The sequence below is a fragment of the Pseudomonas sp. 31-12 genome (genome assembly GCF_003151075.1).
Classification (GTDB): Bacteria; Pseudomonadota; Gammaproteobacteria; order Pseudomonadales; family Pseudomonadaceae; genus Aquipseudomonas.
This window is the reverse complement of record NZ_CP029482.1, coordinates 2,580,486-2,604,089: the sequence shown is the minus strand read 5'-3', so window position 1 is coordinate 2,604,089 and position 23,604 is coordinate 2,580,486. Positions and strand designations below refer to the sequence as shown.

Below are 23,604 nucleotides of genomic sequence, written 5' to 3'. Positions count from 1 at the left end.
TCAGACCCGGCCCAGGGCAAAGCCCTTGGCCACGTGGTTGCGAACAAACCAGATCACCAGCATGCCCGGCAGGATGGTCAATACCCCCGCCGCCGCCAGCACGCCCCAGTCGATGCCGGACGCCGAGACCGTGCGGGTCATCACCGCCGCAATCGGTTTGGCGTTCACCGATGTCAGCGTCCGTGCCAGCAGCAGTTCGACCCAGGAAAACATGAAGCAGAAGAACGCCGTGACGCCGATCCCCGAGCCGATCAGCGGGACGAAGATCTTCACGAAGAACTTGGGGAAACTGTAGCCGTCAATGTAAGCGGTTTCGTCGATTTCTTTCGGAACGCCGGACATGAAGCCTTCAAGAATCCACACCGCCAACGGCACGTTGAACAGGCAGTGGGCCAGGGCCACCGCGATGTGCGTGTCGAACAAACCGATCGAGGAATACAGCTGGAAGAACGGCAACAGGAACACCGCCGGTGGCGCCATGCGGTTGGTCAGCAGCCAGAAAAACAGGTGCTTGTCACCCAGAAAGCGATAGCGCGAGAACGCGTAGGCCGCCGGCAACGCCACGCTCAGGGAAATGATCGTGTTCAGGCTCACGTAGTACAGCGAGTTGAGGTAACCGTTGTACCAACTCGGATCGGTGAAGATCACCTTGTAGTTGGCAAAGGTGAAATCCTGCGGAAACAGCGTCAGACCGCCGAGGATTTCGGTGTTGCTCTTGAAGGACATGTTCAGCAGCCAGTAGATCGGCACCAGCAGGAACAGGATGTAGATCAGCAACGGAATCAGCTTTCTCTTGCTCATGGCGGACCTCAGCGGTTGGCGTCAGAGTGAGTCATGGCGGTGTAGAACAGCCAGGACACCAACAGGATGATCAGGAAGTACACCAGCGAGAAAGCTGCCGCCGGGCCGAGGTCGAATTGCCCTACAGCCATCTGAGTCAAGGTCTGACTCAAGAAGGTCGTGGCATTCCCCGGTCCGCCGCCCGTGAGGACGAAGGGCTCGGTGTAGATCATGAAACTGTCCATGAAGCGCAGCATCACCGCGATCAGCAGCACGCTCTTGAGCTTGGGCAACTGGATGTGTCGGAAAACCGCCCAGGCCGATGCCCGGTCAATCCGCGCGGCCTGGTAATACACGTCCGGAATCGCCCGCAACCCGGAGAAGCACAAAAGCGCCACCAGCGACGTCCAATGCCAGACGTCCATCACCAGCACCGTGACCCAGGCGTCCATGGTGTTGGCCGCGTAGTTGTAGTTGATGCCCATCGCCTTGAGGCTGGCCCCGAGCAGACCGATGTCCGCACGACCGAAAATCTGCCAGATAGTGCCGACCACGTTCCACGGAATCAGCAGCGGAATCGCCAGGATAATCAGCACCAGCGACGACCAGCGGCCCTTGGTCGGCATGGTCAGGGCGATGGCGATGCCCAGGGGGATTTCGATCAGCAATACGCAGGCGGAATAGATGAATTGCCGCAGCAGCGAGTCGTGCAACCGTGGATCGAGCAGCACCTGCTTGTACCAGTCGGCGCCGACGAAGTAGCGGCTGGACTGGTCGAAGATGTCCTGCACCGAGTAGTTGACCACGGTCATCATCGGGATCACCGCACTGAACGCCACCAGCAGAAACACCGGCAGCACCAGCCACCAGGCCTTGTTGTTCTGCACCTTGTTCATGGCTGCACCTCATGATTGGCTTGCGCTGGCAGAAGGTAATCGTCCGCATAGACCATCAACCACTGCGCCGGGAAGCTGATCCAGGCCGTGCCTTCCGGCACCGGTTTGTCTTCGGCCAGACGCACTTTCAACGGCGCGCCGTCGAGGTTCAGGGTCATGATCTTGTAGGTGCCGAGGTCTTCGACGTGTACGACTTGTGCCTGCATCGCGTCATCGAACGGCTCGTCCCACACGTGCACGAACTCCGGACGGATGCCGACCTTCAGGGTTTTCCATTCCGATTCGGCGATGCGTTTCTGTTGCGCGTCGGACAAAGGCAGGTGCGTCGAAGCAAAACCGACGCCGCCCGGTTGTGGCTGCACCTCGATCAGGTTCATTCCCGGACTGCCGATGAAATAGCCGACAAAGGTGTGGGTCGGCCGCTCGAACAATTCCCGCGGGGTGCCGAATTGCACGATCTGGCCGCCGTACATCACCGCGATCTTGTCGGCGAAGGTCGAGGCTTCGAGCTGATCATGGGTGACGTAGACCATGGTGATGTTGAACTGCTCGTGGATCTGCTTGAGCTTGCGCCGCAGTTTCCACTTCAGGTGCGGGTCGATTACCGTCAGCGGCTCATCAAACAGGATCGCCGAGACGTCGTCGCGCACCAGCCCACGGCCCATGGAGACTTTCTGTTTTTCATCGGCAGTGAGGTTGCGCGCCTTTTTGCTCAGCAGCGCTTGAAGGTCAAGGACCTCGGCAATTTCCTGCACCTTGCTGTGAATTTTTGCTTCGGCCATGCCTTGATTGCGTAGCGGGAACGCCAGGTTGTCGAACACCGTCATGGTGTCGTACACCACCGGAAACTGGAAAACCTGGGCGATATTGCGCTTCTCGGGAGTCAGGTCATTGACCACTTTGCTGTCGAACAGCACCTGGCCCTGGGACGGGCTGAGCAACCCGGAAATGATGTTGAGCAACGTCGACTTGCCGCAGCCCGAAGGCCCGAGCAAGGCATAAGCACCGCCCTGCTCCCAGACGTGGTCCATCTCGCGGATCGCGTAATCCTCGGGACCGGTCGGCGTGCTGGTGTAGCTGTGGGCGAGGTTCTGCAAACGGATTTCGGCCATCAGGCAACCCTCGCGATGCGGCGACCGGGCGCCTGGACCAGCCGCCCCTGCGCATCGAACACAAACAGTTTATGGGTCGGGATATAGATCCGGATCGGCGCATCGACGTCGTATTCGTGAACGCCGGGCAAGTGCAGCACCAGCAGGAAATGCTCGTTGCGCACATGCAGGAAGGTTTCCGAACCGCTGATCTCGGCGACCTCGACGGTCACCGCGAGTTCGAGGTCATCGTCGTTGCTCGGCACCAGTGAGATATGGCTTGGGCGCACGCCGAAACGGAACTCGCCCTCGCCGACAGGGCGCAAATCCACATTCAATGGGAAATGCACGAAATTGGCGAAGCTCACTTCGTTTCCGGCGATGCGGCCCGGCATCAGATTGATCGGCGGCTCGGAGAACAATTCGGCAGCCAGCACGGTTTTTGGCTGGTGATAGACCTCCGAGGATTTGCCGCTCTGGATCACCCGGCCTTCGTGAAGAATGGTGGTGGTGCCGCCCAGGGCCAGCGCTTCATTGGGTTCGGTGGTGGCGTAGATGGCAATGGTGTGCCGGGCCTTGAACAGCTCGCGCATTTCCTGACGCAGTTCTTCGCGCAACTTGTAGTCGAGGTTGACCAGCGGCTCGTCGAACAGGATCAGTTCGGCATCCTTGACCAACGCTCGGGCCATCGCAGTACGTTGTTGCTGGCCGCCGGAGAGTTCCAGCGGATAGCGCTGAAGAAACTTCTCGATGCGCAGCATCTTCGCGGTTTCCAGCACTTTGCTCTGGATCAGCTCGTTGGAAACACCGCCCTGGCGCAATGGCGAAGCGATGTTGTCGAAGACGGTCATGGTCGGGTAGTTGATGAACTGCTGATAGACCATCGACACATTGCGCAAACGCACCGGGCGCTGCGTGACGTCGACGCCGTTCATCAGGATGCGGCCGCTGTCAGGCTTGTCCAGCCCGGCCATCAGGCGCATGAGACTGGTCTTGCCGGACAGCGTGCGCCCGAGCAAAACGTTGAAGGATCCGGGTTCGAAACTCAGGCACGCATCGTCGATCCAGGTCTGGCCCTCGACGGTGCGGCTGACGTGCTCCAGGGTTAATGACATGGCTCGGCCTTTTTATTATTTGGAGTCAAGCGACCCAGGCTGTAGAGCGAGTTTCATGCCAAAAAATGTAAGTTGTTGAACTACCTTGAAAATGTTCAAGGCAGCGACAAAACCGCTTTCGTTGCTGAACAGAAATGAACAACCGCGACTGAACAATTGAACAATCCAGCCGTTGACAATGAACAATAGTGAACAACACTCTACTGGGGCTTTGTGCCTCCCTTTAAGCAAGGCCAGAATTACAGAACCTGTGGGAGCGGGCTTGCTCGCGAAAGCGGTAGATCAGTCAATGTTGATGTCGACTGCCCCACTGCTTTCGCGAGCAAGCCCGCTCCCACAAGGGAAATACCTATAACAACAATAAAAGCGTTATTCAGAGGCTGACTGTCATGGCCGCACCTGCCCCCGTTTTGTCCCACGACACCATCATCCAGGACTCCTGGTCCCGCTGTCGCGCGTTCGGCCTCAACCATCAAAGCGCCCCGGCGTTCGATCAGCTCCCGGCCGAAGGCATCGCCCAGTTGCTGGAAAGCCAGCATTCCCTGGTGCAGACCACCCACCAGGAAGTCCTGCCGTACTACGAAAATATCCTGAGCAACTCCAATTGCCTGATCATGCTCGCCGACAATCAGGGCCAGGTGCTGACGTCCTGGGGCACCCAGCGTTTTATCGAGCCGAGCCTGACCCGCGGCTTTAGCGCCGGCGCCAGCTGGATGGAGCGTTGCAGCGGCACCAACGCGATCGGCACTGCCCTGGCCTGCGAGCAAGCGGTGCACATCGAGCACGATGAGCATTTCCTCAAGGCCAACCGCTTCATGACCGGTTCCGCCGCGCCGATTTTCGATGCCGAACGCAAGGTGATCGCGGTGCTGGACGTGTCCAGCGACAGCTACCTTCCGCCGTCCCACACCCTCGGCATGGTCAAGATGATGAGCCAGACCGTGGAAAACCGGCTGATCCTCAACCTCTTCCACGGCCAGCATTTTCAACTGACCTTCAACACCGGGTTGAACAACCTCGACAGCCAATGGGCCGGCTTGTTGATCTTCGATGAAACCGGCCAGGTGCTGTCCGCCAATCGCCGGGCTGACAATCTGCTGGGTATCAGCCTGTCCCGGGTCAGTGTCGAGAGCCTATTCAAGGTGTCGCTGCTGGAATTGCTGAACCAGCCGGAAGGCCTGCCTTTTGCGCTGCAAGCCTCCGGGCGCAACCGTTTTCAATGCCTGTTGAAACGGCCGAAACAGATGCCGATTCAAGCTAGACTGTTTTCTGAAACCAAAAGCGCGGAACCGGCCGTGGCCGCGCCCGCTGCGATCAGCCTAAATACCCTGCATTTCGGCGACAGTCGCGTGGAAAAAGCCGTACGCCAGGCCGAGCGCTTGCTGGAAAAAGACATTCCGCTGTTGATCCACGGTGAAACCGGGGTCGGCAAGGAAGTCTTCGTCAAAGCCCTGCATCAGGCCAGTTCGCGAAGCAAACAACCGTTCATTGCCGTCAACTGTGCAGCGATCCCCGCTGAACTGGTGGAATCCGAGTTATTTGGCTACGAGAAAGGTGCATTCACCGGCGCCAACCAGAAAGGCAGCATCGGTCTGATCCGCAAGGCTGACAAAGGCACCCTCTTTCTCGATGAAATCGGCGACATGCCGCTACCGACCCAGGCACGGCTGCTGAGGGTGTTGCAGGAACGTTGCGTGCAACCGGTGGGCAGTAGCGAGCTGTTCCCGGTGGACATCCGCATCATCTCGGCGACCAACCGTTCGTTGCGCGAACAGGTGCAGCTCGGCCGGTTTCGTGAGGATCTTTATTACCGGATCGGCGGCTTGACCCTGGAATTACCGCCGCTCAGGGAACGCAGTGACAAACAGGCGCTGTTCAAGCGCTTGTGGGAACAGCATCGCGAGCCATCGCAGTGGGCCGGATTGAGCCGTGAAGTGATGGAGTTGTTCGGCCGCCACCCGTGGCCAGGGAATTTACGTCAGGTCAGCAGCGTGATGCAGGTGGCGCTGGCCATGGCCGAAGAACAACCGGTACGGCCGGAGCATTTGCCGGATGATTTTTTTGTCGATCTGGAGATGGAGCCGGTGGAATCGCAAGAGCCGCTGGCGGTGGATTTGAATGATGCCGAGGATTTGAATCGGTTGTTGCAGGCGGCTGGGGGGAATATTTCGCACCTCGCCCGGCGTCTCGGAGTCAGCCGCAACACCTTATACAAGCGGTTGCGCCAGGCTGAATGACAAGCAGGCCGCACTGTTTGCGTTCGGCTGGAGACCATCGCGAGCAGGCTCGCTCCCACAGGGAATGGTGTCGAACACAGAGCTCAACCTGGCGAAGACCCAATGTGGGAGCGAGCCTGCTCGCGATGGCGCCAGTCGAGGCGCCACCAGACTTGCAGCTACCCAAAAAACAAAAACCCGCACAAGGCGGGTTTTGTTTGTAGCAAACACAGCAATCAGTCAGCCAGACGCCAGGTCGTGCCGCCCTTCCCGTCTTCCAGTACCACGCCCATGGCGGTCAACTGGTCGCGGATACGGTCGGACTCAGCCCAGTCCTTACCCGCACGGGCCGCCAGACGCGCAGCAATCAGCGCATCAACCTCAGCCGCATCCACCCGCCCTTCGGCACCGGCCTGCAGGAAGTCATCCGCCTCAAGCTGCAACACGCCCAGCACGCTGGCCAGTTCCTTCAAGCGCGCCGCCAGACCCGCCGCCGCATCAAGATCGCTCTCACGCAGACGGTTGATCTCGCGCACCATCTCGAACAGCACCGCGCAGGCTTCCGGCGTGCCGAAGTCGTCGTTCATCACCTGGGTGAAACGCTCGACAAAGGCTTCGCCGCCAGCCGGCGCCACGTTCGGCAGGCCTTTCAACGCATGGTAGAAACGCTCGAGTGCGCCTTTGGCGTCCTTGAGGTTGTCTTCCGAATAGTTGATCGCGCTGCGGTAGTGGCTCGACACCAGCAGGTAACGCACGACTTCCGGGTGGTACTTTTCCAGCACGTCGCGAATGGTGAAGAAGTTGTTCAAGGACTTGGACATCTTCTCGCCATTGATGCGAATCATGCCGCAATGCATCCACGCGTTGGCGTAGGTCTTGCCGGTGGCCGCTTCGCTCTGGGCGATTTCGTTTTCGTGGTGCGGGAACTCGAGGTCGCTGCCGCCGCCATGAATGTCGAAGGTCTCGCCCAGGCAGCAGGTCGACATCACCGAGCATTCGATGTGCCAACCCGGACGCCCGGCGCCCCACGGCGATTCCCAGCTCGGTTCGCCCGGCTTGGTGGCTTTCCACAGCACGAAGTCCAGCGGATCCTGTTTCGACTCGTCGACTTCGATCCGTGCGCCGATGCGCAGGTCTTCGATCTTCTTGCGCGACAGCTTGCCGTAACCCATGAACTTGGCGACGCGGTAGTAGACGTCGCCATTGCCCGGGGCGTAGGCGTAACCCTTGTCGATCAAGGTCTGGATCATGCTCAGCATGCCCGGAATATGATCGGTGGCCCGCGGTTCCATGTCCGGCTTGAGGATGTTGAGGCGCGCCTCGTCCTCGTGCATCGCGGTGATCATGCGCTCGGTCAGCACGTCGAACGGCTCGCCGTTCTCCTTGGCACGATTGATGATCTTGTCTTCGATGTCGGTGATGTTGCGCACATACGTCAGGTTATAACCGCTGAACCGCAACCAGCGGGTCACCAGGTCGAACGCGACCATGCTGCGGCCATGGCCAATGTGGCAGTAGTCGTACACGGTCATCCCGCAGACGTACATGCGCACATTGTTGCCATCCAGCGGCTTGAAAACTTCCTTGCTCTTGGTGAGCGTGTTGTAGATCGAAAGCACGTTAGAGGTTCCTTGAATCACTGGCCCCACGAATCACGCAAGGTCACGGTACGGTTGAATACCGGAGCACCTGGTTTCGAGTCCTTGATATCCGCGCAGAAGTAACCTTCGCGCTCGAACTGGAAACGGTCTTCCGGCTGTGCATTGCCCAGCGAAGGCTCAGCACGACAACCGGTGAGGACTTGCAGCGAGTCAGGGTTGATGTTGTCCAGGAAACTGGCGCTGTCTTCGGCCTTCTCAGGGTTCGCAGAGCGGAACAGGCGATCGTAAAGACGCACTTCGCACTCGACGCTGGCCGCGGCCGGCACCCAGTGCACCACGCCTTTGACCTTGCGGCCTTCAGGGTTCTTGCCGAGGGTTTCCGGGTCATAGGAGCAACGCAGTTCAACGATGTTGCCGTCGGCGTCCTTGATCGCTTCGTCGGCACGAATCACGTAGCTGCCGCGCAGACGCACTTCGCCGTTCGGCTCCAGGCGCTTGTAGCCTTTTGGCGGCTCTTCCATGAAGTCTTCACGGTCGATGTAGAGCTCACGGGCGAACGGCAGAACGCGCATGCCCATGTCTTCTTTCGGGTGGCACGGCAGTTCGAGGTTCTCGACCTGGCCTTCCGGGTAGTTGGTGATCACGACTTTCAGCGGACGCAGCACGCACATGGCACGCGGGGCGCTGTGGTCGAGGTCGTCACGGATGCTGAATTCGAGCATGCCGAAGTCGACCACGCCGTCGGAACGGTTGGTGCCGACCATTTCGCAGAAGTTGCGGATCGATTTCGGCGTGTAGCCACGGCGGCGGAAGCCCGACAGCGTGGACATGCGTGGATCGTCCCAGCCGAACACATGCTTTTCATCGACCAGTTGCTTGAGCTTGCGCTTGCTGGTGATGGTGTAGTTCAGGTTCAGGCGGCTGAATTCGTACTGACGCGGGTTCGCCGGGACCGGCAGGTTCTCCAGGAACCACTCGTACAGCGGACGGTGGCTTTCGAACTCCAGGGTGCAGATCGAGTGGGTGATGCCTTCGATGGCGTCCGACTGACCGTGGGTGAAGTCATAGTTCGGGTAGATGCACCACTTGTCGCCGGTCTGGTGGTGATGCGCGTGACGGATGCGGTACATGATCGGGTCGCGCAGGTTCATGTTCGGCGAAGCCATGTCGATCTTGGCCCGCAGCACGCGTGCGCCGTCCGGGAATTCGCCGGCACGCATGCGGGCGAACCAGTCGAGGTTTTCTTCCACGGAGCGGTCACGGAACGGGCTGTTCTTGCCTGGCTCTGTCAGCGTGCCACGATATTCCTTGGCCTGTTCCGGGCTCAGGTCGTCGACGTAGGCCTTGCCGGCCTTGATCAGCTCGACGGCCCAGTCGTGCAGCTGGTCGAAATACTGCGAGGCATAGCGCACTTCACCGGACCATTCGAAGCCCAGCCATTTGACGTCGCTTTCGATCGCGTCGATGTATTCCTGGTCTTCCTTGGCCGGGTTGGTGTCGTCGAAACGCAGGTGCGTGACGCCGCCAAATTCCTGGGCCAGGCCGAAGTTCACGCAAATCGACTTGGCGTGACCGATGTGCAGGTAGCCGTTGGGCTCAGGCGGGAAACGGGTGACGATCTGCGTGTGCTTACCCGAGTCCAGGTCCGCCTGGATGATCGGGCGCAGGAAATTGACCGGCACGGCAGGGCCGGTCTTGGAATTCGAGGTAGGGTCGACAGTGGGCTTGCTCATAGGATCCTTGAACGTACAAGTGCGCGGCCAGTTGGCCAAATCAAAGCGGCTGTTAAAACAAAGGGGCTTATCATAGCCGATGCCGTCAAGTCGCTGACAGAGCAGGCCCGAAAACGGCTGCATTTAATCGGATGCAAATGAAAAACAGCCTCGAAATTCGCGCCCGGCACGCTAAACTGCGCACCTTGGCTGTTGCTGGCCAGACCGGTTGGGGGCTGTAACGCCCCGAAACCCACGAATTCATATAAAACGCATCTCCTAAAAGAGTCCACGATCATGACCCAAGTCAAACTCACCACCAACCATGGCGACATCGTCCTGGAACTGAACGCTGAAAAGGCACCGCTGACCGTTGCCAACTTCATCGAGTACGTCAACGCCGGTCACTACGAAAACACCGTTTTCCACCGCGTCATCGGTAACTTCATGATCCAGGGCGGCGGTTTCGAGCCAGGCATGAAAGAAAAGAAAGACAAGCGCCCAAGCATCCAGAACGAAGCCGACAACGGCCTGCCGAACGACAAATACACCGTCGCCATGGCTCGCACCATGGAGCCGCATTCGGCTTCCGCCCAGTTCTTCATCAACGTGGCTGACAACAGCTTCCTGAACCACAGCGCCAAGACCACTCAGGGCTGGGGCTACGCCGTATTCGCCAAAGTCGTTGAAGGCACCGACGTTGTCGACAAGATCAAAGGTGTTTCCACCACCATGAAGTCCGGCCACCAGGACGTGCCAGCAGAAGACGTGATCATCGAGAAAGCCGAGATCATCGAAGCGTGATACTGCTGATTTCAGACTTGCATCTGGAAGAGGAGCGCCCGGACATTACCCGGGCGTTTCTGGATTTGCTCGCCGGACGCGCCCGCTCGGCGAGTGCGCTGTACATTCTGGGCGACTTTTTCGAGGCGTGGATTGGCGACGATGCCATGACGCCATTCCAGCGTTCCATCTGCCAGGCCCTGCGCACCCTTAGCGACAGCGGCACGGCGATTTTTCTGATGCACGGCAATCGCGACTTCATGCTCGGCCAGGCCTTTTGCAAACAGGCCGGCTGCACATTGCTGAAGGACCCGAGTGTCGTGCAGTTCAACGGCGAGCCGGTGCTCTTGATGCACGGCGACAGCCTCTGCACCCGCGACGAGGCTTACATGAAGCTGCGTCGCTATCTGCGCAACCCGATCACCCTGTTCATCCTGCGGCACTTGCCACTGCGCGCACGGCATAAACTGGCGCGCAAACTGCGCAGCGAAAGCCGGGCGCAGACGCGGATGAAGGCCAATGACATTGTCGATGTCACGCCGGAAGAAGTGCCACGGATCATGCAGGAATATGGCGTGAAGACCTTGATCCATGGCCACACCCATCGCCCCGCCATCCACAAGTTGCAGATTGGCGAGCAAGCAGCCAAGCGCATTGTGCTGGGGGATTGGGATCGTCAGGGCTGGGCGTTGCAGGTGGATGAGCAAGGGTTTGCCCTGGCGCCGTTTGATTTTGGTACGCCGCCACAATTGGCATTGCCAAACGGCTGAGCGCCACCCCTCACCCCAGCCCTCTCCCCAGTGGGGAGAGGGGGAAAGGGAGCAGATCTCCATCATTTTCCAGACCTGAGTTCGACTCGGGCTTCCAGGTCGATGTAAATCAAAAGAACAACTCGGTCAGTCCCCTCGCCCCTCCGGGGAGAGGGTTAGGGTGAGGGGTGGCTCCTGAGCCGTACACTCAATGCCCAGACGCCGCCGGCCCCGCCTTCGCCGCAAACGGCGGTTTCGCCAGCCACACAATCACGATCAAGCCCATGAACGCCCACCCCAGCAACGTGAAGTAATCCACGGTGGAGAGCATGTACGCCTGGCTGGTCAGCACATGATCCAGCTGCGCATACGCCGGGTTGCCCGCCCCGCCCAGCGCATTCAGTGCCTCACGGGTCGCCGGTTCATAAGTGGTGATGCTTTCGCTCATATAGGCGTGATGCTGATCCGCTCGGCGAATCCAGATCCATGTGGTCAGCGACGCCGCAAAACTACCGCCCAACGTCCGCAGAAACGTCGCCAGACCAGCGCCGTCGGCGATCTGGCTCGGTGGCAGGTCCGACATCAGGATGCTCAAGGTCGGCATGAAGAACAACGCCACGCCAATACCCATGAACAGCTGCACCAGCGCGATGTGCTGGAAGTCCACTTCGTTGGTGAACCCGGCGCGCATGAAACAGCTCAGGCCAATCGCCAAAAACGCCAGACCGGCCAGCAGCCGCAGGTCGAACTTGTGCGCATATTTGCCGACAAACGGCGACATCAACACCGGCAGAATCCCGATCGGCGCCACCGCCAGTCCCGCCCATGTTGCCGTGTAGCCCATCTGGGTTTGCAGCCATTGCGGCAGGATCAGGTTGATGCCGAAGAACCCGGCATAACCCAGCACCAGCACGATGGTGCCGATGCGGAAGTTGCGATACGCAAACAGCCGCAGGTTGACCACCGGATGCTTGTCGGTCATTTCCCAGATCACGAACACCGCCAGCGCGATCACTGAAATCGCCGCGCCGATGAGGATGAAGTTCGATTCGAACCAGTCGAGGTCATTGCCCTTGTCGAGGATCACCTGCAACGCGCCGACGCCGATGATCAAAGTGATCAGCCCGACGTAATCCATCGGTTGACGGCTGGTTTCCACCGGGCGTGCCTTGAGTTGCTGACGCACCACCATCACCGCGAAGATGCCGATTGGCACGTTGATGAAGAAGATCCACGGCCAGCTGTAACTGTCGGTAATCCAGCCGCCGAGGATCGGGCCGGCAATCGGCGCGACCACCGTGACCATCGCCAGCAACGCCAGGGCCATGCCACGCCTGGCCGGCGGATAGACCGCAATCAGCAGCGTCTGGGTCATCGGGTACAACGGACCGGCCACCAGGCCTTGCAACACCCGGAAGCCGATCAGCTCGGGCATCGAGGTCGAGATGCCGCAGAGAAACGAGGCCAGCACAAACAGAATGGTCGCCCAGAGAAACAGCTTCACTTCACCAAAGCGCCGGCTGAGCCAACCGGTCAGCGGCAGCGCGATGGCGTTGCTCACCGCAAACGAAGTGATCACCCAGGTGCCCTGCTCCGAACTCACGCCCAGGTTGCCGGAAATCGTCGGCAGCGCCACGTTGGCAATGGTCGTGTCGAGCACTTGCATGAAAGTCGCCAGCGACAGGCCGATGGTGCTGAGCAGCAGACTGGGCGGCGTGAAAGACGCGTTATTGCTCATCGCAAATCCTTTGAAACCTGATGGACGCTGCGCCTGTTACAGACGCAGCTGACCTTGTGGGAGCAAGCCTTTGTGGTGAGGGCGCTTGTGTGGCGAGGGGATTTATCCCCGTTCGGCTGCGAAGCAGTCGCAAAGCTTTTGGGGCCGCTTCGCGACCCAACGGGGATAAATCCCCTCACCACAGAAGCTCGCTCCCACAGGGTTGGTGTGATGGCGAATCAGCGCTGCGCGGTTTTGCTGACCGCTGCGCTGTTGTCGTGGATCAACTGCGTGATCATCGCGTCGGCTTCAGCCAACTGACGGTCGTAGACGTTGGTGCTGAAGGACGCCTTTTGCGGCGGCTGTTGCGCCAGCACCGGGCCGCTCTGGTCATGCAGGTTCACATCAACCTGGGTCGACAGGCCTACGCGCAACGGGTGCTTGGCCAGTTGTTCGGCGTTGATGTGAATCCGCACCGGCACCCGCTGCACGATCTTGATCCAGTTACCGGTGGCGTTCTGCGCCGGCAGCAGGGCAAACGCGCTGCCGGTGCCGGCGCCGAGGCTGTCGATGGTGCCACTGAACTTCACGTCGCTGCCGTAGAGGTCGGCTTCGATATCGACCGGTTGGCCGATGCGCATGTCACGTAGCTGGGTTTCCTTGAAGTTGGCGTCGATCCACAGCTGATCCAGCGGAATAACCGCCATCAGCGCCGTGCCCGGCTGGACACGCTGGCCCAGTTGCACAGAGCGTTTGGCCACGTAACCGGTGACCGGCGCGATCAAGGTACTGCGGGAATTGTTCAAGTAGGCCTGACGCAATTGCGCAGCCGCCGCCATCACGTCCGGATGCGACGAGACCACCGTGTCATCCACCAACGCGCTGGTGGTTTTCAGTTGCTGCTCGGCGTTGGCCAGGGCGTTTTGCGCCGAGGTCAGGTCGTCACGGGCGTGGGACAGTTCTTCCTGGGAAATCGCCCCGCCAGCGGCGAGGTTTTTCCGGCGATTGAAGTTGTCCTGGGCCTTTTGCACTTCGGCCTGCTGGGCGTTGACTTGGGCTTTCATGCCATCGACGTTGCTGTACAAGCCGCGCACCTGACGCACGGTGCGGGCCAGGTTGGCCTGGGCACTTTGCAGACCGACCTGGGCGTCGTTCGGGTCGAAATTGACCAGCACCTGGCCTTCATGGACCAGATCGCCATCGTCGGCGCCGATGCTGACCACGGTGCCGGTGACCAGCGGGGTGATTTCCACCACGTTGCCGTTCACATAGGCATCGTCGGTGCTTTCGTTCCAGCGGCCGTAGAGTTCGTGATAACCCCAGACACCGACACCGGCGAGGATCACCACGATCGCGAGTATCACCAGCATGACTTTGCGTTTGCGCGGGTTGCTGGTGTCTTGAGCATTGTCAGGAGTTTGTGTTGTCGTTTCGGCAGTGGCCATGACAAATACCTTGAATTAGTTGTGCTGCGTGGCTGGGAGTGCGTTGGCTGCGGTCAGGGTTTCGCCCTGGAAGCCGCCGCCCAGCGCTTGCATCAGTTGGATCGACAGGTCGATCTGCTCGGCATTCAGGTTGGCCAACTGACGCTGGGCTTGGAGCAATTGCTGCTCGATGCTGAGTACGTCCAGGTAGTTACCGATGCCGGAACCGTACCGCTGGACCACGGTGTTGTAAGAATCCTGGGCAATGTCGGTGGCGTGTTGCTGCGCCCCGATCTGCCGGCCGATATCGCGCAACTGGTTGATGGTGTCACTGACATCACCCAGGGCTTTCACCAGGCTTTTGTTGTACTGCGCCACCGCGAGGTCGTAATCGGCGTCGCGGGAATCAAGGTCGGCACGCAAGCGGCCGCCGTCGAAAATCGGCACGGAAATCGTCGGCGCAATATTGAAGAAACGACTGGCCGAACCGAACATTGCATCACCCAGCAACGACTCGGCACCGGCCGCTGCGCTCAGGTTGAGGTTGGGGTAGAACTGGGTTTTACCGGCGGCGATGTTCTTGCTCGCGGCCTCGACCCGCCAGCGCGCGGCGACCAGGTCTGGACGACGACCGAGCAACTCGGCGGGCAATACCGACGGCAATGCCACGGCGCTGGCTTGCAGGATCTTCGGCCGAGCAATTTCGTTGCCGCGATCCGGGCCTTTGCCGAGCAGCACGGCCAACGCAATCTTCGCGCTTTGCAGGCGTTTTTCGGCGTCGATCAGGCTCGCTTCGGAGCTGGCTTCCAGGCTTTCGGTTTGCTGGAACTGGTATTGGCTGTCGATCCCCGAGCTCAGGCGACGCTGGCTCAGGTCGAGCATTTGTTTGGTGCGCTTGAGGTCTTCGTTGGCCAGGTCGTAGACGATGTGCGCCTGGCCCAGATCGCTGTAGGCGCGGGCGACGTCGGCGGACAAGGTCAGTTGTGCGGCCTGCTGATCGACTTCGGCCGCACGGGCCTCACCCAACGCAGCTTCCCAGGCGTCACGCTGACCGCCCCAGAGGTCGAAGTTGTAATTGAAACTGGCGCCGATGTTACGCACGGTGGAATACGTGCCGCCCTGCCCGCTCGGGTCTTGATCGCGGGCCAGACGCGAACGGCTGACACCGGCGCTGGCATCGAGGGTCGGCATGCGCGCGGCATCGGCGGCGTACGCGGCGGCGCTGGCCTGATGGGCGCGAGCGTCGGCGATTTGCATGTCGGGACTGTCGTGCAAGGCTTCGCGGATCAGGCCGTCGAGTTGCGGGTCGCCGAGGCTTGCCCACCAGTCGCTTTTCGGCCAGGCCGCGGGCGACAGGGTCACGCCGCTGAGGGATTGCCCGGCCTTGAGGTTTTTCGCATCAAGGCTGACGCCTTCGGTATTCAGGCCGCTGTAACTGGCGCAACCGGCCAGGGTCATGGCCGCCAGCACCAGGCTCAGGCCGACACGCAGGGTTTTACTGCTCATTTGTCACCTACCCGCAGCAAGGTGATCGAGTCACCGGCCGCCACAAGGATTTTCTTGAGGATCTGTTCCAGGGTTTTCAGCTCATCCGGGGTGATCGCGCCAGCCAGTTCATTCATGGCATCAGCGCCGATCTCCGGCAGGCGGTCAGTCAATTGCTGGCCTTGTTCGGTCAGCACCAGTTGCACCTGACGGCGATCCGCCTCGGAACGTTGGCGGGCGAGGAAACCTTTCTGTTCCAGACGGTCGAGCATGCGAGTCATCGAACCGCTGTCCAGCGACAGGTGCCGGCACAGCTCGGCCGGGGTATCGACGCCGAACTGGGCCATGATGATCAGCACTTTGAACTGCGCGGCGGTGATGCCGTGGGGTTCCATGTGCGTGTCGATGATCCGGTCCTTGAGCAGCGCAGCGCGCCCGAGCAGGAGGCCGAGATGGCAAGTGTGGAATTCGTCTGGGGTGAAGTGTTTCATCTGACCACCAATTAGCTGCCTAGGCAGAGAATGTATGTCGAGATGTTACTGCCTAGGCAGCGAATGTCAACGTAATAGTTAGGTTGCTTGCTATTGAGCTGATAAATGGCGGTTCACAAATCCCTTGTGGAGAGGGGGCTTGCCCCCGTTCGGCTGCGCAGCAGTCGTCGCTTCTCGAATTTCAGAAGGAATGAAGTTGCAGGTTTTGGGGCCGCTGCGCGGCCCGACGGGGGCAAGCCCCCTCGCCACAGGGGACCGCACCCGGACAGGAGGGACTTAGAAATCCCGCTTGTAGAAGATATCCAGCGAACTGGCCACGCCGCCGGCGGCTTCGAGGTAGACCTTTTTGCTCAGCTTGTAGCGCAAGGCAATGGTGTTGGCCGGCTCGAACACGCCCACGCCATAACGCAGGCTGAGCTTCTCGGAGATATTGCCGCTGGCCACGACGCTGGTGGTGTTGCCGCTGCCCTGAGTATCGAGCTGGAAGTCCTGAATCCCCAGGTCGTTGGCCAGTTTGCCGGTCACCCCAGAGCTGCCCATTAAGCCCAACCCGAGCGCCGCCTGGGCCAGCATGTTGTTGTCTTCGCCGTTGCTGCTCAGCGGACGCCCCAGCACCAGATAGGACAACGCCTGCTCCTGGCTCATCGCCGGCTCGGAGAAGATCTGCGTGGTCGGCTGCTCGGCGCTACCGCTGAGGCGAATGCCGGCGATCACGTCGTCGGTCTGGCGAATGGCCTCGATGTCCAGATACGGCTGATCGATCGGCCCGGCGAACAGCAGCCGCGCACGGCGCACCGTCAGCCGCTGACCGTACGCCCGGTAACGGCCGTCGTTAAGCCAGAGCTCGCCGCGGGTGTCCATGTTGTCGCCGATGTGCACGTGCCCTTGCAGGTTGGCGGTCAGGCCAAACCCGGCGAAGCTGAGTTTGTCCTCACCCACCACCACGTCGATGTCCATCTTCATGGCCAGCGGCGGTTTGCCCTCTTCGGTCTGCTGGCCAATGATCACCGTGTCATCGGAGACCTTGACCGTGGACGGAGGCAACTCGCGCACGGTGATCTCGCCCTTGGGCACCCGCACTTTGCCGGCGATCGCCAGTTGCTCATCCTTCATCGAGATTTTCAGGTCCGGCGCCACTTCCAGCTTGGCGTACGGTTCGACGGTGACGGGCAATTGCGAGCCCTTGAGCGTCAGATCCACCACCAGCGCCTGACCCCAGGCGATGTTGCCGTCAAGACTGCCCTGCCCGCTTTTGCCGCTTTTCCAGCCACCGTTCAATTGCACCGCTTCGCCGGCGATCTGCGCTTGAAGCTGCAAGCCCTGCAACTCCATCGGCAGTTCAGGCCCGGACACTTCGCCGTCGCTGAGCAGCAGATTGCCGTTTACCTGCGGCGCCAGCAGATCGCCGGAGAGCGTGCCGCTACCATTCAAACGCCCGGTGAGTTTCTCGACCATCGGCACAAACGGCCGCGCCACCGACAGATCCAGTCCGGTGAGACGGAACGAACCGGTAAGCGGTTTGTTTTTCGGCAGCGGATTGATCTGCGCCTGCACCATCAGTTCGCCGAGCTTGCCGCCGACGAAATTGAGATCGGTGTCGATGCGTTTAGGCGTGAGTTTGCTGGTGAGTTGCAGGGTCTGGTACGGGAAGTCCAGCCACTGATCCTTTTCCTTCATGCGCAACGTGCCACCGCTGGCATCGACGCTGATCTGGCCGTTCGGGCCGCTGGCCGGCAGGTCCAGTTGCAGGTCGGCATTGAGCCGGCCCTTCCAGGCGAACTCCTTCGGCAACCATTGCGCGAGGCTTTCAATCGGGAATTGCTTGAGGTGATAACGCAGCTTCGGCTCCGGCATCAGACGCTGGTCTTCGCCACACAGACTGGCCGCGCCAGACATCCAGCAATGGGCGCCAAAGTTGATCTTGCCGTCCGCCAGCCGTTCAAGTTTCGCCGGGCCTTGCAGCTTCCAGTCCTGACCGCCGGCCTGGATATCGCCGCTGGCCAGGCGTCCGCGCCAGTTGCCCTTGTCCAGATTGCCGTCCAGGCCGAGCGCCAGTTTCAGCTTCGGCCCTTGCAGATCCAGGGTGAGTTTCTGGTTCTTGATATCGCCCTGGCCGCTGGCCGTCAGCGTGCCCAGCGAGGTGTCACCGGCCTGAATGCCGCTGCCCTTGAGGTCGATTTTCGCCCGTTGCGCGCTATCGAGGGTCGCGTCCAGGTTCAGGCTTTGCAGGCGATTGTCCTGGAAGGCCAGTTGCGTGCCTTGCAGCCCGAGCTTGCCTTGCGGCGCTTTGAGCGTGCCGGCGACGTCGAGGCGACCGTTGAGCTGACCGCGCAGTTGCGGCCAGAGTTGGGCCAGGCGCGGCAGCTTGATGTCGATCTGGCCGGCGAGCTTCTGTTGCAGGCTGCCCTTGCCGTTGATGCTGTTGTCACCGAGGCGGATGTGCAGCGCGTTGAGGTTCCATTGTTCACCGGCGCCATCGGCCTTGGCCTGGATCACCGCCGGTTGTCCGCGCAGTTTGCCTTTGAGGTCGAGGTCGGCGTTCAGGCTGAGTTTTTCATTCTTCATCTCGCCTTTGCTGCGCAAGGGTCCGGCCAGCGTCCCCGGCAACTCCGCGACCCAATACGCCGGGTTGATCGCCGAGAGGTCGAGCGCGGTGTCCCAGGCGATGCCGTCGGCAAATTGCAGGTTCAGATGCCCGACCGCCTTACCCTGCCCGGCTTCGAGTTGAATTTGTTGCAGATAGATTTTTGTCAGGTCGCCGCTGAACGGGCTTTCGAGGCTGAACGCACCTGCCGGGCCATCGAGTGCCGATTTGAAGTGACCGATGTATTTTCCGTCGGTGTAGGAAACTTCACCATTGAAGCTGCGCAATGCCACTTCTGGCTCGTCGATCAGCGGATAGAGACGGTGCCAGGGGAAATCCAGCCAATCGATTTTCGCGTCGGCGCTCAGGCCTTTGCTCCAGTCGAGGTTACCGGTGAGTTTGAGGTTTTGCTTGTCGTTGGCGGTCAGGTCGAGGGCAGCAATCTGTGCGCCGTTGGCGTCGACCTTGCCTTGCAGCACCAGGGCCACCGGGCCTTTTTCAGCAGGCAGCGTGGCTTTGCCGAGCAACTGGTAACCGTTTTTCAGGTCGCCGTCGCCCGTGAGCTCCAGTTGATTGAGTTGCAAGGTTTCCGGCAAATCGGCGCTGGGCTTGAAGCCGTCGGCGGTGATCCGTACTTTCGCCGGAAGGTTGTCGACCAGCGGTTGCAGCTCGCCAGTCAGCTGGCCATTCAAGTAACCGCTGCTGTCGGCTTTCAGGTTCAGGGTTTTCAGCAGGTCGCCGTCGACCTTCAACGCCAGGCTCCAAGGCTCGGGAGCCGGCAAGGTCAACGTGCCTTCGGCCTTGAGCGGCCAGTTGCCGCTGGGTTGCAGCAGGCCGGACAGGTTCAGGCTGAGTTCGTCACGCTGCAACTTCACCGAGTCGATCTGCAAGCCCTGCGCCGTCCAGTGCGCGGCCAGTTGCAAGCCCTTGAGTTCTTCGCTGCCGTTGAACAACAGACTGCCGACCTGCACATCACCCAGTTCGATCGCCAGGGGCAAGTCCAGATCCGGAAGCGTGATCGGCCCGTCGCTGTCTTCTTCGGTGCCCGGCGGGAATTGCAGGCTGACCTGATCGGCCTTCAGTTGCTCGATGCACAAGGTCATGCGCAACAGGCACAGCGGCGACCAGGCGAATATCGGTTTGCTCAGCTCAACCCGGCTGGTGTCCTGCTGCCACAGCAGATGATCGGCACTCCACTGCCCGCCCAGTCGGCCCTGGAAATTCTCCACAGTGAGACCCGGCACCCAGCCGAGCGCCCAACGGCTGCCCGTCGCTGTGCCCAGCACCGTGGTCACGGCGACGATGACCAGCATCAGCAGCGCCAGAATCGCCAGCAGCGTTATTTTCAAACCACGCTTCACAGCTCAGGCCCCATGGAAAAGTGCAGTCGAATGCCGCCGTCGTCGTCCATCGCGTGGGCCAGGTCGAGACGAATCGGCCCCACCGGGGAAACCCAGCGCACGCCGATGCCCACGCCGGTCTTGAGGTTCGGCAGTTCGAGTGTATTGAAGGAGTTGCCCTGGTCAACGAAGGTCGCGACCCGCCATTTTTCGGCCACGGAATACTGATATTCGACGCTACCGGCGATCATGTAGCGGCCACCGATGCGGTCGCCGTCGGAGTTTTCCGGGGACAGGCTTTGATAGTCATAGCCGCGCACGCTCTGATCGCCACCGGCGAAAAAGCGCAGCGACGGCGGCACGGATTTGTAGCCGTTGGTGGCGCTGCCGCCGACCTGCACTCGACCAAGGAAACGGTGTTTATCGAAGACCGTGGTCAAGCCTTTGGCCAGCGCAGTGCCGTAAACCAGGTTGGTGTCCGACCCCAAACCTTCCTTGGCCACTTTGGTTTCGAATTCCAGGCGATAACCGTTGTGCGGGTCGATGCGGTTGTCACTTTTCAGGTAGGAATAGCTGACGCCGGGCATCAGCAATGTGCTGAGCCCCGAGTCGTCGCCGAGCCGGTATTCCTCGCGCTGCCACTTGAGCGACACCACGCGCTGCCAACCGCTGGGCAACTTGCTGTGCCACTCAGGGCCGAGGGTCAAGAGTTTGCTGAGGGAGTCCTTGTCGGCAATTTCTTCGTTTTGGTAACCGCCGGCGAAACGCAATTTGTCGGTCAGCGGCGGGTCCAGGGGAATGTCGTAAAACACACCCACGTTCTGCCTTGGCGCAGAAACTTCGGTCTCCCAGCCATAGCTGTGCCCCTGCGGGTTGACCCAGTGCCGGGTCCAGTTGGCCTTGACCCGGGGGCCGACGTCGGTGGAATAGCCAAGCCCCAGGCCCATGGTCCGTGGCTTGCGGGTTTCGAGTTTGACATCGACCGGGATCACGTCGTTCTTCGACGCGGTCGGTGCCGCATCCACCCGCACACTTTCAAAATAGCCGCTCGATTGCATCGCCTGATTGAGCTCGGCGATCAGTTCGGAGTCGTAGGGTGCGCCTTCCTTGAACGGCACCATGCGCCGCAGCAGGTCTTCATCGAACGGCGTGTCACCCTCGAAACTGACCTTGCCCAGCGCATAGCGCGGACCGCTGTCGTAGACGAGGTCGATGTCGGCGACGCCGGCACGCGGGTCCACCGACAATGTTTGATGAGTGAAGTGGCCGCTGAAAAAGCCATAACGCGAGGCCTGATTCTGGATCAGTTTCTTGGCGTCTTCATAACGGCCATGGTTAAGCACCGCGCCGGTTGTCAGCGCAGCGCTTTTGGGGACACGAAAGGATTTGAGCGAGGCCGCCGGGCCGTCGACGCGAATCGTGACATTGCGCAAATGCACGGGCTCGCCAGGATCGATGTTGAGGATCAGGCGCGGCGTCTTGCCGCCCTTCACGTCGCTGTCGATCTGCGGCTGGTAATACCCCAAGGCCTGGGCGGCCTTGCGCGCCTGTTCCTCGGCGCCACGACTGAAGCGCAGCAAGGCTTCTTCGTCACGATCGCCGAGGCTGCCGATATAGCCCTCTATATTGGCTTTCAGTTCATCGTTGGACGGTTTGATCCGCACATCCAATTCACTTTGCGCCAGTGCCGCGCAGCTGGTGATCAGCATCAGCACGCCACTGGTAATTCTTCCTGGAAACTTCATAGGCGCGGATGCTATCACGAGCTTGGGAGCGTGATAGAGCCTGGCGTGGCGTGAAAGTTCTACCTTTATGCCGTTGCTGTTTGTAACACCTGGGGATTGGCGTGGAAAAACACGTGTTCGCGGATCGGTCCAACGGCGACCTCGCCGATTTCCTCGTAGCCCTGCCGTTTATAGAACTCCAGATAACGTGGATTCCCGGTATCAAGGATCACGCCCTTGGAAGTTTCATCCACGGCGCACCAGTTGTGCACCGCTTGCAGCAGTTGCTCGCCAAAGTGCTTGCCCTGGAACTGCGGATGAATCCCCAGCAGTGGCAGAACGTGCACCGAGTCGGACGGCACGCAAGCGGCAACGGCGGCGTGGTAATCCAGGTAGCGGCGGGTGCAACGGAAACCAGTGCTGAGCACCATGCGCAAGCGCCAGGCCCAGCTTTCAGTGATGCCCAGTCGGCGTTGCGGCGGGGCGATCAGGGCAATGCCGATCAGGCGGTCGTTGACTAGTAGGCCGATCGCCGGCAAGTCCTGGAGAAAGTGTTGTTTGACCAGTTCCCGCACGGTCGCCCGCACGCGATGCTCGTAGCCGGGGCGTTCAGCCTCGAACAGGTAGCCGAAGGTCGGTTCGTGCCGGTAAGCGTGGTAAAGCAGGGAGCGCGCTTCGTGGGCGTAGCCGCTGTCGAGCATGTGGATATCGGCAATGGCGGTCGAGGTTTCGGGCATAACGGTAGATCTCCCCGGGGGCGCCACTCAAAATGGCGGCGCTCTTATTGGTACGAGCCTTTGGGTGGTAATACAGTTCCCCCACAGGTATAGACCAAGGCTGGATCTTCATCGACTGGACTGGCCTCATCGCGGGCAAGCCCGCTCCCACAGGTTCTGTGGCTTACATAAATTTAGTATTCACTCGAGAACCCTGTGGGAGCGTGGCTTGCCCGCGATGAGGCCCTGACTGCCAATACAGATCTGACAGAACAAAGTGAATCCCCTCACCCCAACACTGGCCCGATTCCTACAGGTCAGCTAGCATCGCCCTTTTGCCAGGACTGCCGACCATGAAGATCGTCTCCTTCAACATCAACGGGCTGCGCGCTCGCCCGCATCAGCTGGCGGCGCTGATCGAAAAGCACCAGCCGGACGTGATCGGGCTGCAGGAAACCAAGGTCCACGACGACCAGTTCCCGCTGGCCGAGGTTCAGGCGCTGGGTTATCACGTGTATTTCCACGGGCAGAAAGGCCATTACGGCGTCGCCCTGCTCTCCCGTAGAGAACCGATTGCGCTGCATAAAGGTTTCGCGACCGATGAAGAAGACGCCCAGCGCCGCTTCATCTGGGGCTCTTTCGCCGACGCCAATGGCGTGCCGGTGACCATAATGAACGGCTATTTCCCACAGGGCGAAAGCCGCGATCACCCGACCAAGTTCCCGGCCAAGGAGCGTTTCTACGGCGACTTGCAACAGTTGCTGGAAAGCCAATTCAGCAATGAACAGCCGGTGGTGGTAATGGGCGACGTGAACATTTCCCCGGAAGACTGCGACATCGGCATCGGCCCGGACAACATGAAACGCTGGCTGAAAACCGGTAAATGCAGCTTCTTGCCGGAAGAACGCGAGTGGATGGCCCGCCTGAAGAACTGGGGCCTGGTGGACAGCTTCCGCCACTTGAACCCGGACGTGGCCGACCGTTTCAGCTGGTTCGACTACCGCAGCCGCGGCTTCGAGGACGAGCCCAAGCGCGGGCTGCGGATCGACCTGATCATGGCGTCCCATGGACTGTTGCCGCGGGTGAAGGATGCAGGCGTGGATTACGAACTGCGCGGGATGGAAAAACCGTCCGATCATGCGCCGATCTGGCTTGAGTTGAGCTGATCCTCTCGACATCT

At 60.4% G+C, this 23,604-nt stretch carries 17 protein-coding genes; 4 read left to right on the top strand and 13 right to left on the bottom strand.

Translation table 11 applies throughout. The features are described from left to right. Genes DJ564_RS12135 through DJ564_RS12120 form a run of 4 tightly spaced genes read right to left on the bottom strand, consistent with a single transcriptional unit; the run spans nucleotide 1 to nucleotide 3,882 of the window. The gene (locus DJ564_RS12135; protein ID WP_010458825.1) at nucleotides 1–801 is read right to left on the bottom strand and encodes a carbohydrate ABC transporter permease; all 801 of its coding nucleotides are present in this window, start codon (nucleotides 799–801) and stop codon (nucleotides 1–3) included. An 8-nt stretch (nucleotides 802–809) separates the two neighbouring features. Next, complete coding sequence (locus DJ564_RS12130) at nucleotides 810–1,676, bottom strand: carbohydrate ABC transporter permease (protein ID WP_102595558.1); 867 nt, start codon at nucleotides 1,674–1,676, stop codon at nucleotides 810–812. Continuing rightward, nucleotides 1,673–2,788, bottom strand: coding sequence for an ABC transporter ATP-binding protein (locus tag DJ564_RS12125; RefSeq protein ID WP_109629385.1), 1,116 nt, complete (start codon nucleotides 2,786–2,788; stop codon nucleotides 1,673–1,675). The genes DJ564_RS12130 and DJ564_RS12125 overlap by 4 nt, the downstream gene beginning before the upstream one ends. Then, nucleotides 2,788–3,882 (bottom strand): ABC transporter ATP-binding protein, encoded by a 1,095-nt coding sequence (locus DJ564_RS12120; protein ID WP_109629383.1) that lies wholly within the window; start codon nucleotides 3,880–3,882, stop codon nucleotides 2,788–2,790. Before DJ564_RS12120 ends, DJ564_RS12125 begins: the two co-directional genes overlap by 1 nt. A 389-nt stretch (nucleotides 3,883–4,271) precedes the next feature. On the opposite strand from DJ564_RS12120, the gene DJ564_RS12115 reads away from it, so the two are divergent. Further along, nucleotides 4,272–6,119 (top strand): sigma-54-dependent Fis family transcriptional regulator, encoded by a 1,848-nt coding sequence (locus tag DJ564_RS12115; protein WP_109629381.1) that lies wholly within the window; start codon nucleotides 4,272–4,274, stop codon nucleotides 6,117–6,119. Nucleotides 6,120–6,334: 215 nt separating this feature from the next. On the opposite strand, the gene cysS is transcribed toward DJ564_RS12115, so the two are convergent. Together cysS and DJ564_RS12105 are read right to left on the bottom strand one after the other, a co-directional pair. Beyond that, nucleotides 6,335–7,717 (bottom strand): cysteine--tRNA ligase, encoded by a 1,383-nt coding sequence (cysS, locus tag DJ564_RS12110; RefSeq protein WP_109629379.1) that lies wholly within the window; start codon nucleotides 7,715–7,717, stop codon nucleotides 6,335–6,337. 17 nt (nucleotides 7,718–7,734) lie between these two features. Then, a complete protein-coding gene (locus DJ564_RS12105; protein WP_109629377.1) occupies nucleotides 7,735–9,432 on the bottom strand; it encodes a glutamine--tRNA ligase/YqeY domain fusion protein in 1,698 nt (565 codons plus the stop codon). Between the two features lie 276 nt (nucleotides 9,433–9,708). Between DJ564_RS12105 and DJ564_RS12100 the strand changes: the two genes are divergently transcribed. Together DJ564_RS12100 and lpxH are read left to right on the top strand one after the other, a co-directional pair. Then, complete coding sequence (locus DJ564_RS12100; protein ID WP_109629376.1) at nucleotides 9,709–10,215, top strand: peptidylprolyl isomerase; 507 nt, start codon at nucleotides 9,709–9,711, stop codon at nucleotides 10,213–10,215. Beyond that, the gene (gene lpxH / locus DJ564_RS12095) at nucleotides 10,212–10,964 is read left to right on the top strand and encodes a UDP-2,3-diacylglucosamine diphosphatase (RefSeq protein ID WP_109629374.1); all 753 of its coding nucleotides are present in this window, start codon (nucleotides 10,212–10,214) and stop codon (nucleotides 10,962–10,964) included. The genes DJ564_RS12100 and lpxH overlap by 4 nt, the downstream gene beginning before the upstream one ends. 187 nt (nucleotides 10,965–11,151) lie before the next feature. On the opposite strand, the gene DJ564_RS12090 is transcribed toward lpxH, so the two are convergent. The 7 genes from DJ564_RS12090 to DJ564_RS12060 form a co-directional block, all read right to left on the bottom strand. After that, nucleotides 11,152–12,681 (bottom strand): DHA2 family efflux MFS transporter permease subunit, encoded by a 1,530-nt coding sequence (locus DJ564_RS12090; protein ID WP_109629372.1) that lies wholly within the window; start codon nucleotides 12,679–12,681, stop codon nucleotides 11,152–11,154. A gap of 218 nt (nucleotides 12,682–12,899) precedes the next feature. Beyond that, on the bottom strand, nucleotides 12,900–14,105 hold the full coding sequence (locus tag DJ564_RS12085) for an efflux RND transporter periplasmic adaptor subunit (RefSeq protein ID WP_109629370.1): 1,206 nt from the start codon (nucleotides 14,103–14,105) through the stop codon (nucleotides 12,900–12,902). 15 nt (nucleotides 14,106–14,120) lie between these two features. Further along, the gene (locus DJ564_RS12080) at nucleotides 14,121–15,590 is read right to left on the bottom strand and encodes an efflux transporter outer membrane subunit (RefSeq protein WP_109629368.1); all 1,470 of its coding nucleotides are present in this window, start codon (nucleotides 15,588–15,590) and stop codon (nucleotides 14,121–14,123) included. Beyond that, complete coding sequence (locus DJ564_RS12075; RefSeq protein WP_010458806.1) at nucleotides 15,587–16,060, bottom strand: MarR family winged helix-turn-helix transcriptional regulator; 474 nt, start codon at nucleotides 16,058–16,060, stop codon at nucleotides 15,587–15,589. The genes DJ564_RS12080 and DJ564_RS12075 overlap by 4 nt, the downstream gene beginning before the upstream one ends. Before the next feature lie 276 nt (nucleotides 16,061–16,336). Continuing rightward, nucleotides 16,337–20,005 (bottom strand): translocation/assembly module TamB domain-containing protein, encoded by a 3,669-nt coding sequence (locus DJ564_RS12070; RefSeq protein ID WP_109629366.1) that lies wholly within the window; start codon nucleotides 20,003–20,005, stop codon nucleotides 16,337–16,339. Further along, entirely contained in the window at nucleotides 20,002–21,729 is a 1,728-nt protein-coding gene (locus DJ564_RS12065; protein WP_109629364.1) for an autotransporter assembly complex family protein, read from the bottom strand. The genes DJ564_RS12070 and DJ564_RS12065 overlap by 4 nt, the downstream gene beginning before the upstream one ends. 65 nt (nucleotides 21,730–21,794) lie before the next feature. After that, nucleotides 21,795–22,445 (bottom strand): N-acetyltransferase, encoded by a 651-nt coding sequence (locus tag DJ564_RS12060; RefSeq protein WP_109629362.1) that lies wholly within the window; start codon nucleotides 22,443–22,445, stop codon nucleotides 21,795–21,797. A gap of 332 nt (nucleotides 22,446–22,777) precedes the next feature. On the opposite strand from DJ564_RS12060, the gene xthA reads away from it, so the two are divergent. Beyond that, the gene (gene xthA / locus DJ564_RS12055) at nucleotides 22,778–23,590 is read left to right on the top strand and encodes an exodeoxyribonuclease III (RefSeq protein ID WP_109629360.1); all 813 of its coding nucleotides are present in this window, start codon (nucleotides 22,778–22,780) and stop codon (nucleotides 23,588–23,590) included. Nucleotides 23,591–23,604: the final 14 nt, after the last annotated feature.

Excerpts from the sequence above, each read along its gene's own strand:
- DJ564_RS12135 (WP_010458825.1), bottom strand. The coding sequence starts at position 801 with ATGAGCAAGAGAAAGCTGATTCCGTTGCTGATCTACATCCTGTTCCTG.
- DJ564_RS12130 (WP_102595558.1), bottom strand. The coding sequence starts at position 1,676 with ATGAACAAGGTGCAGAACAACAAGGCCTGGTGGCTGGTGCTGCCGGTG.
- DJ564_RS12125 (WP_109629385.1), bottom strand. The coding sequence starts at position 2,788 with ATGGCCGAAATCCGTTTGCAGAACCTCGCCCACAGCTACACCAGCACG.
- DJ564_RS12120 (WP_109629383.1), bottom strand. The coding sequence starts at position 3,882 with ATGTCATTAACCCTGGAGCACGTCAGCCGCACCGTCGAGGGCCAGACC.
- DJ564_RS12115 (WP_109629381.1), top strand. The coding sequence starts at position 4,272 with ATGGCCGCACCTGCCCCCGTTTTGTCCCACGACACCATCATCCAGGAC.
- DJ564_RS12105 (WP_109629377.1), bottom strand. The coding sequence starts at position 9,432 with ATGAGCAAGCCCACTGTCGACCCTACCTCGAATTCCAAGACCGGCCCT.
- DJ564_RS12100 (WP_109629376.1), top strand. The coding sequence starts at position 9,709 with ATGACCCAAGTCAAACTCACCACCAACCATGGCGACATCGTCCTGGAA.
- DJ564_RS12090 (WP_109629372.1), bottom strand. The coding sequence starts at position 12,681 with ATGAGCAATAACGCGTCTTTCACGCCGCCCAGTCTGCTGCTCAGCACC.
- DJ564_RS12085 (WP_109629370.1), bottom strand. The coding sequence starts at position 14,105 with ATGGCCACTGCCGAAACGACAACACAAACTCCTGACAATGCTCAAGAC.
- DJ564_RS12080 (WP_109629368.1), bottom strand. The coding sequence starts at position 15,590 with ATGAGCAGTAAAACCCTGCGTGTCGGCCTGAGCCTGGTGCTGGCGGCC.
- DJ564_RS12075 (WP_010458806.1), bottom strand. The coding sequence starts at position 16,060 with ATGAAACACTTCACCCCAGACGAATTCCACACTTGCCATCTCGGCCTC.
- DJ564_RS12065 (WP_109629364.1), bottom strand. The coding sequence starts at position 21,729 with ATGAAGTTTCCAGGAAGAATTACCAGTGGCGTGCTGATGCTGATCACC.
- DJ564_RS12060 (WP_109629362.1), bottom strand. The coding sequence starts at position 22,445 with ATGCCCGAAACCTCGACCGCCATTGCCGATATCCACATGCTCGACAGC.
- xthA (WP_109629360.1), top strand. The coding sequence starts at position 22,778 with ATGAAGATCGTCTCCTTCAACATCAACGGGCTGCGCGCTCGCCCGCAT.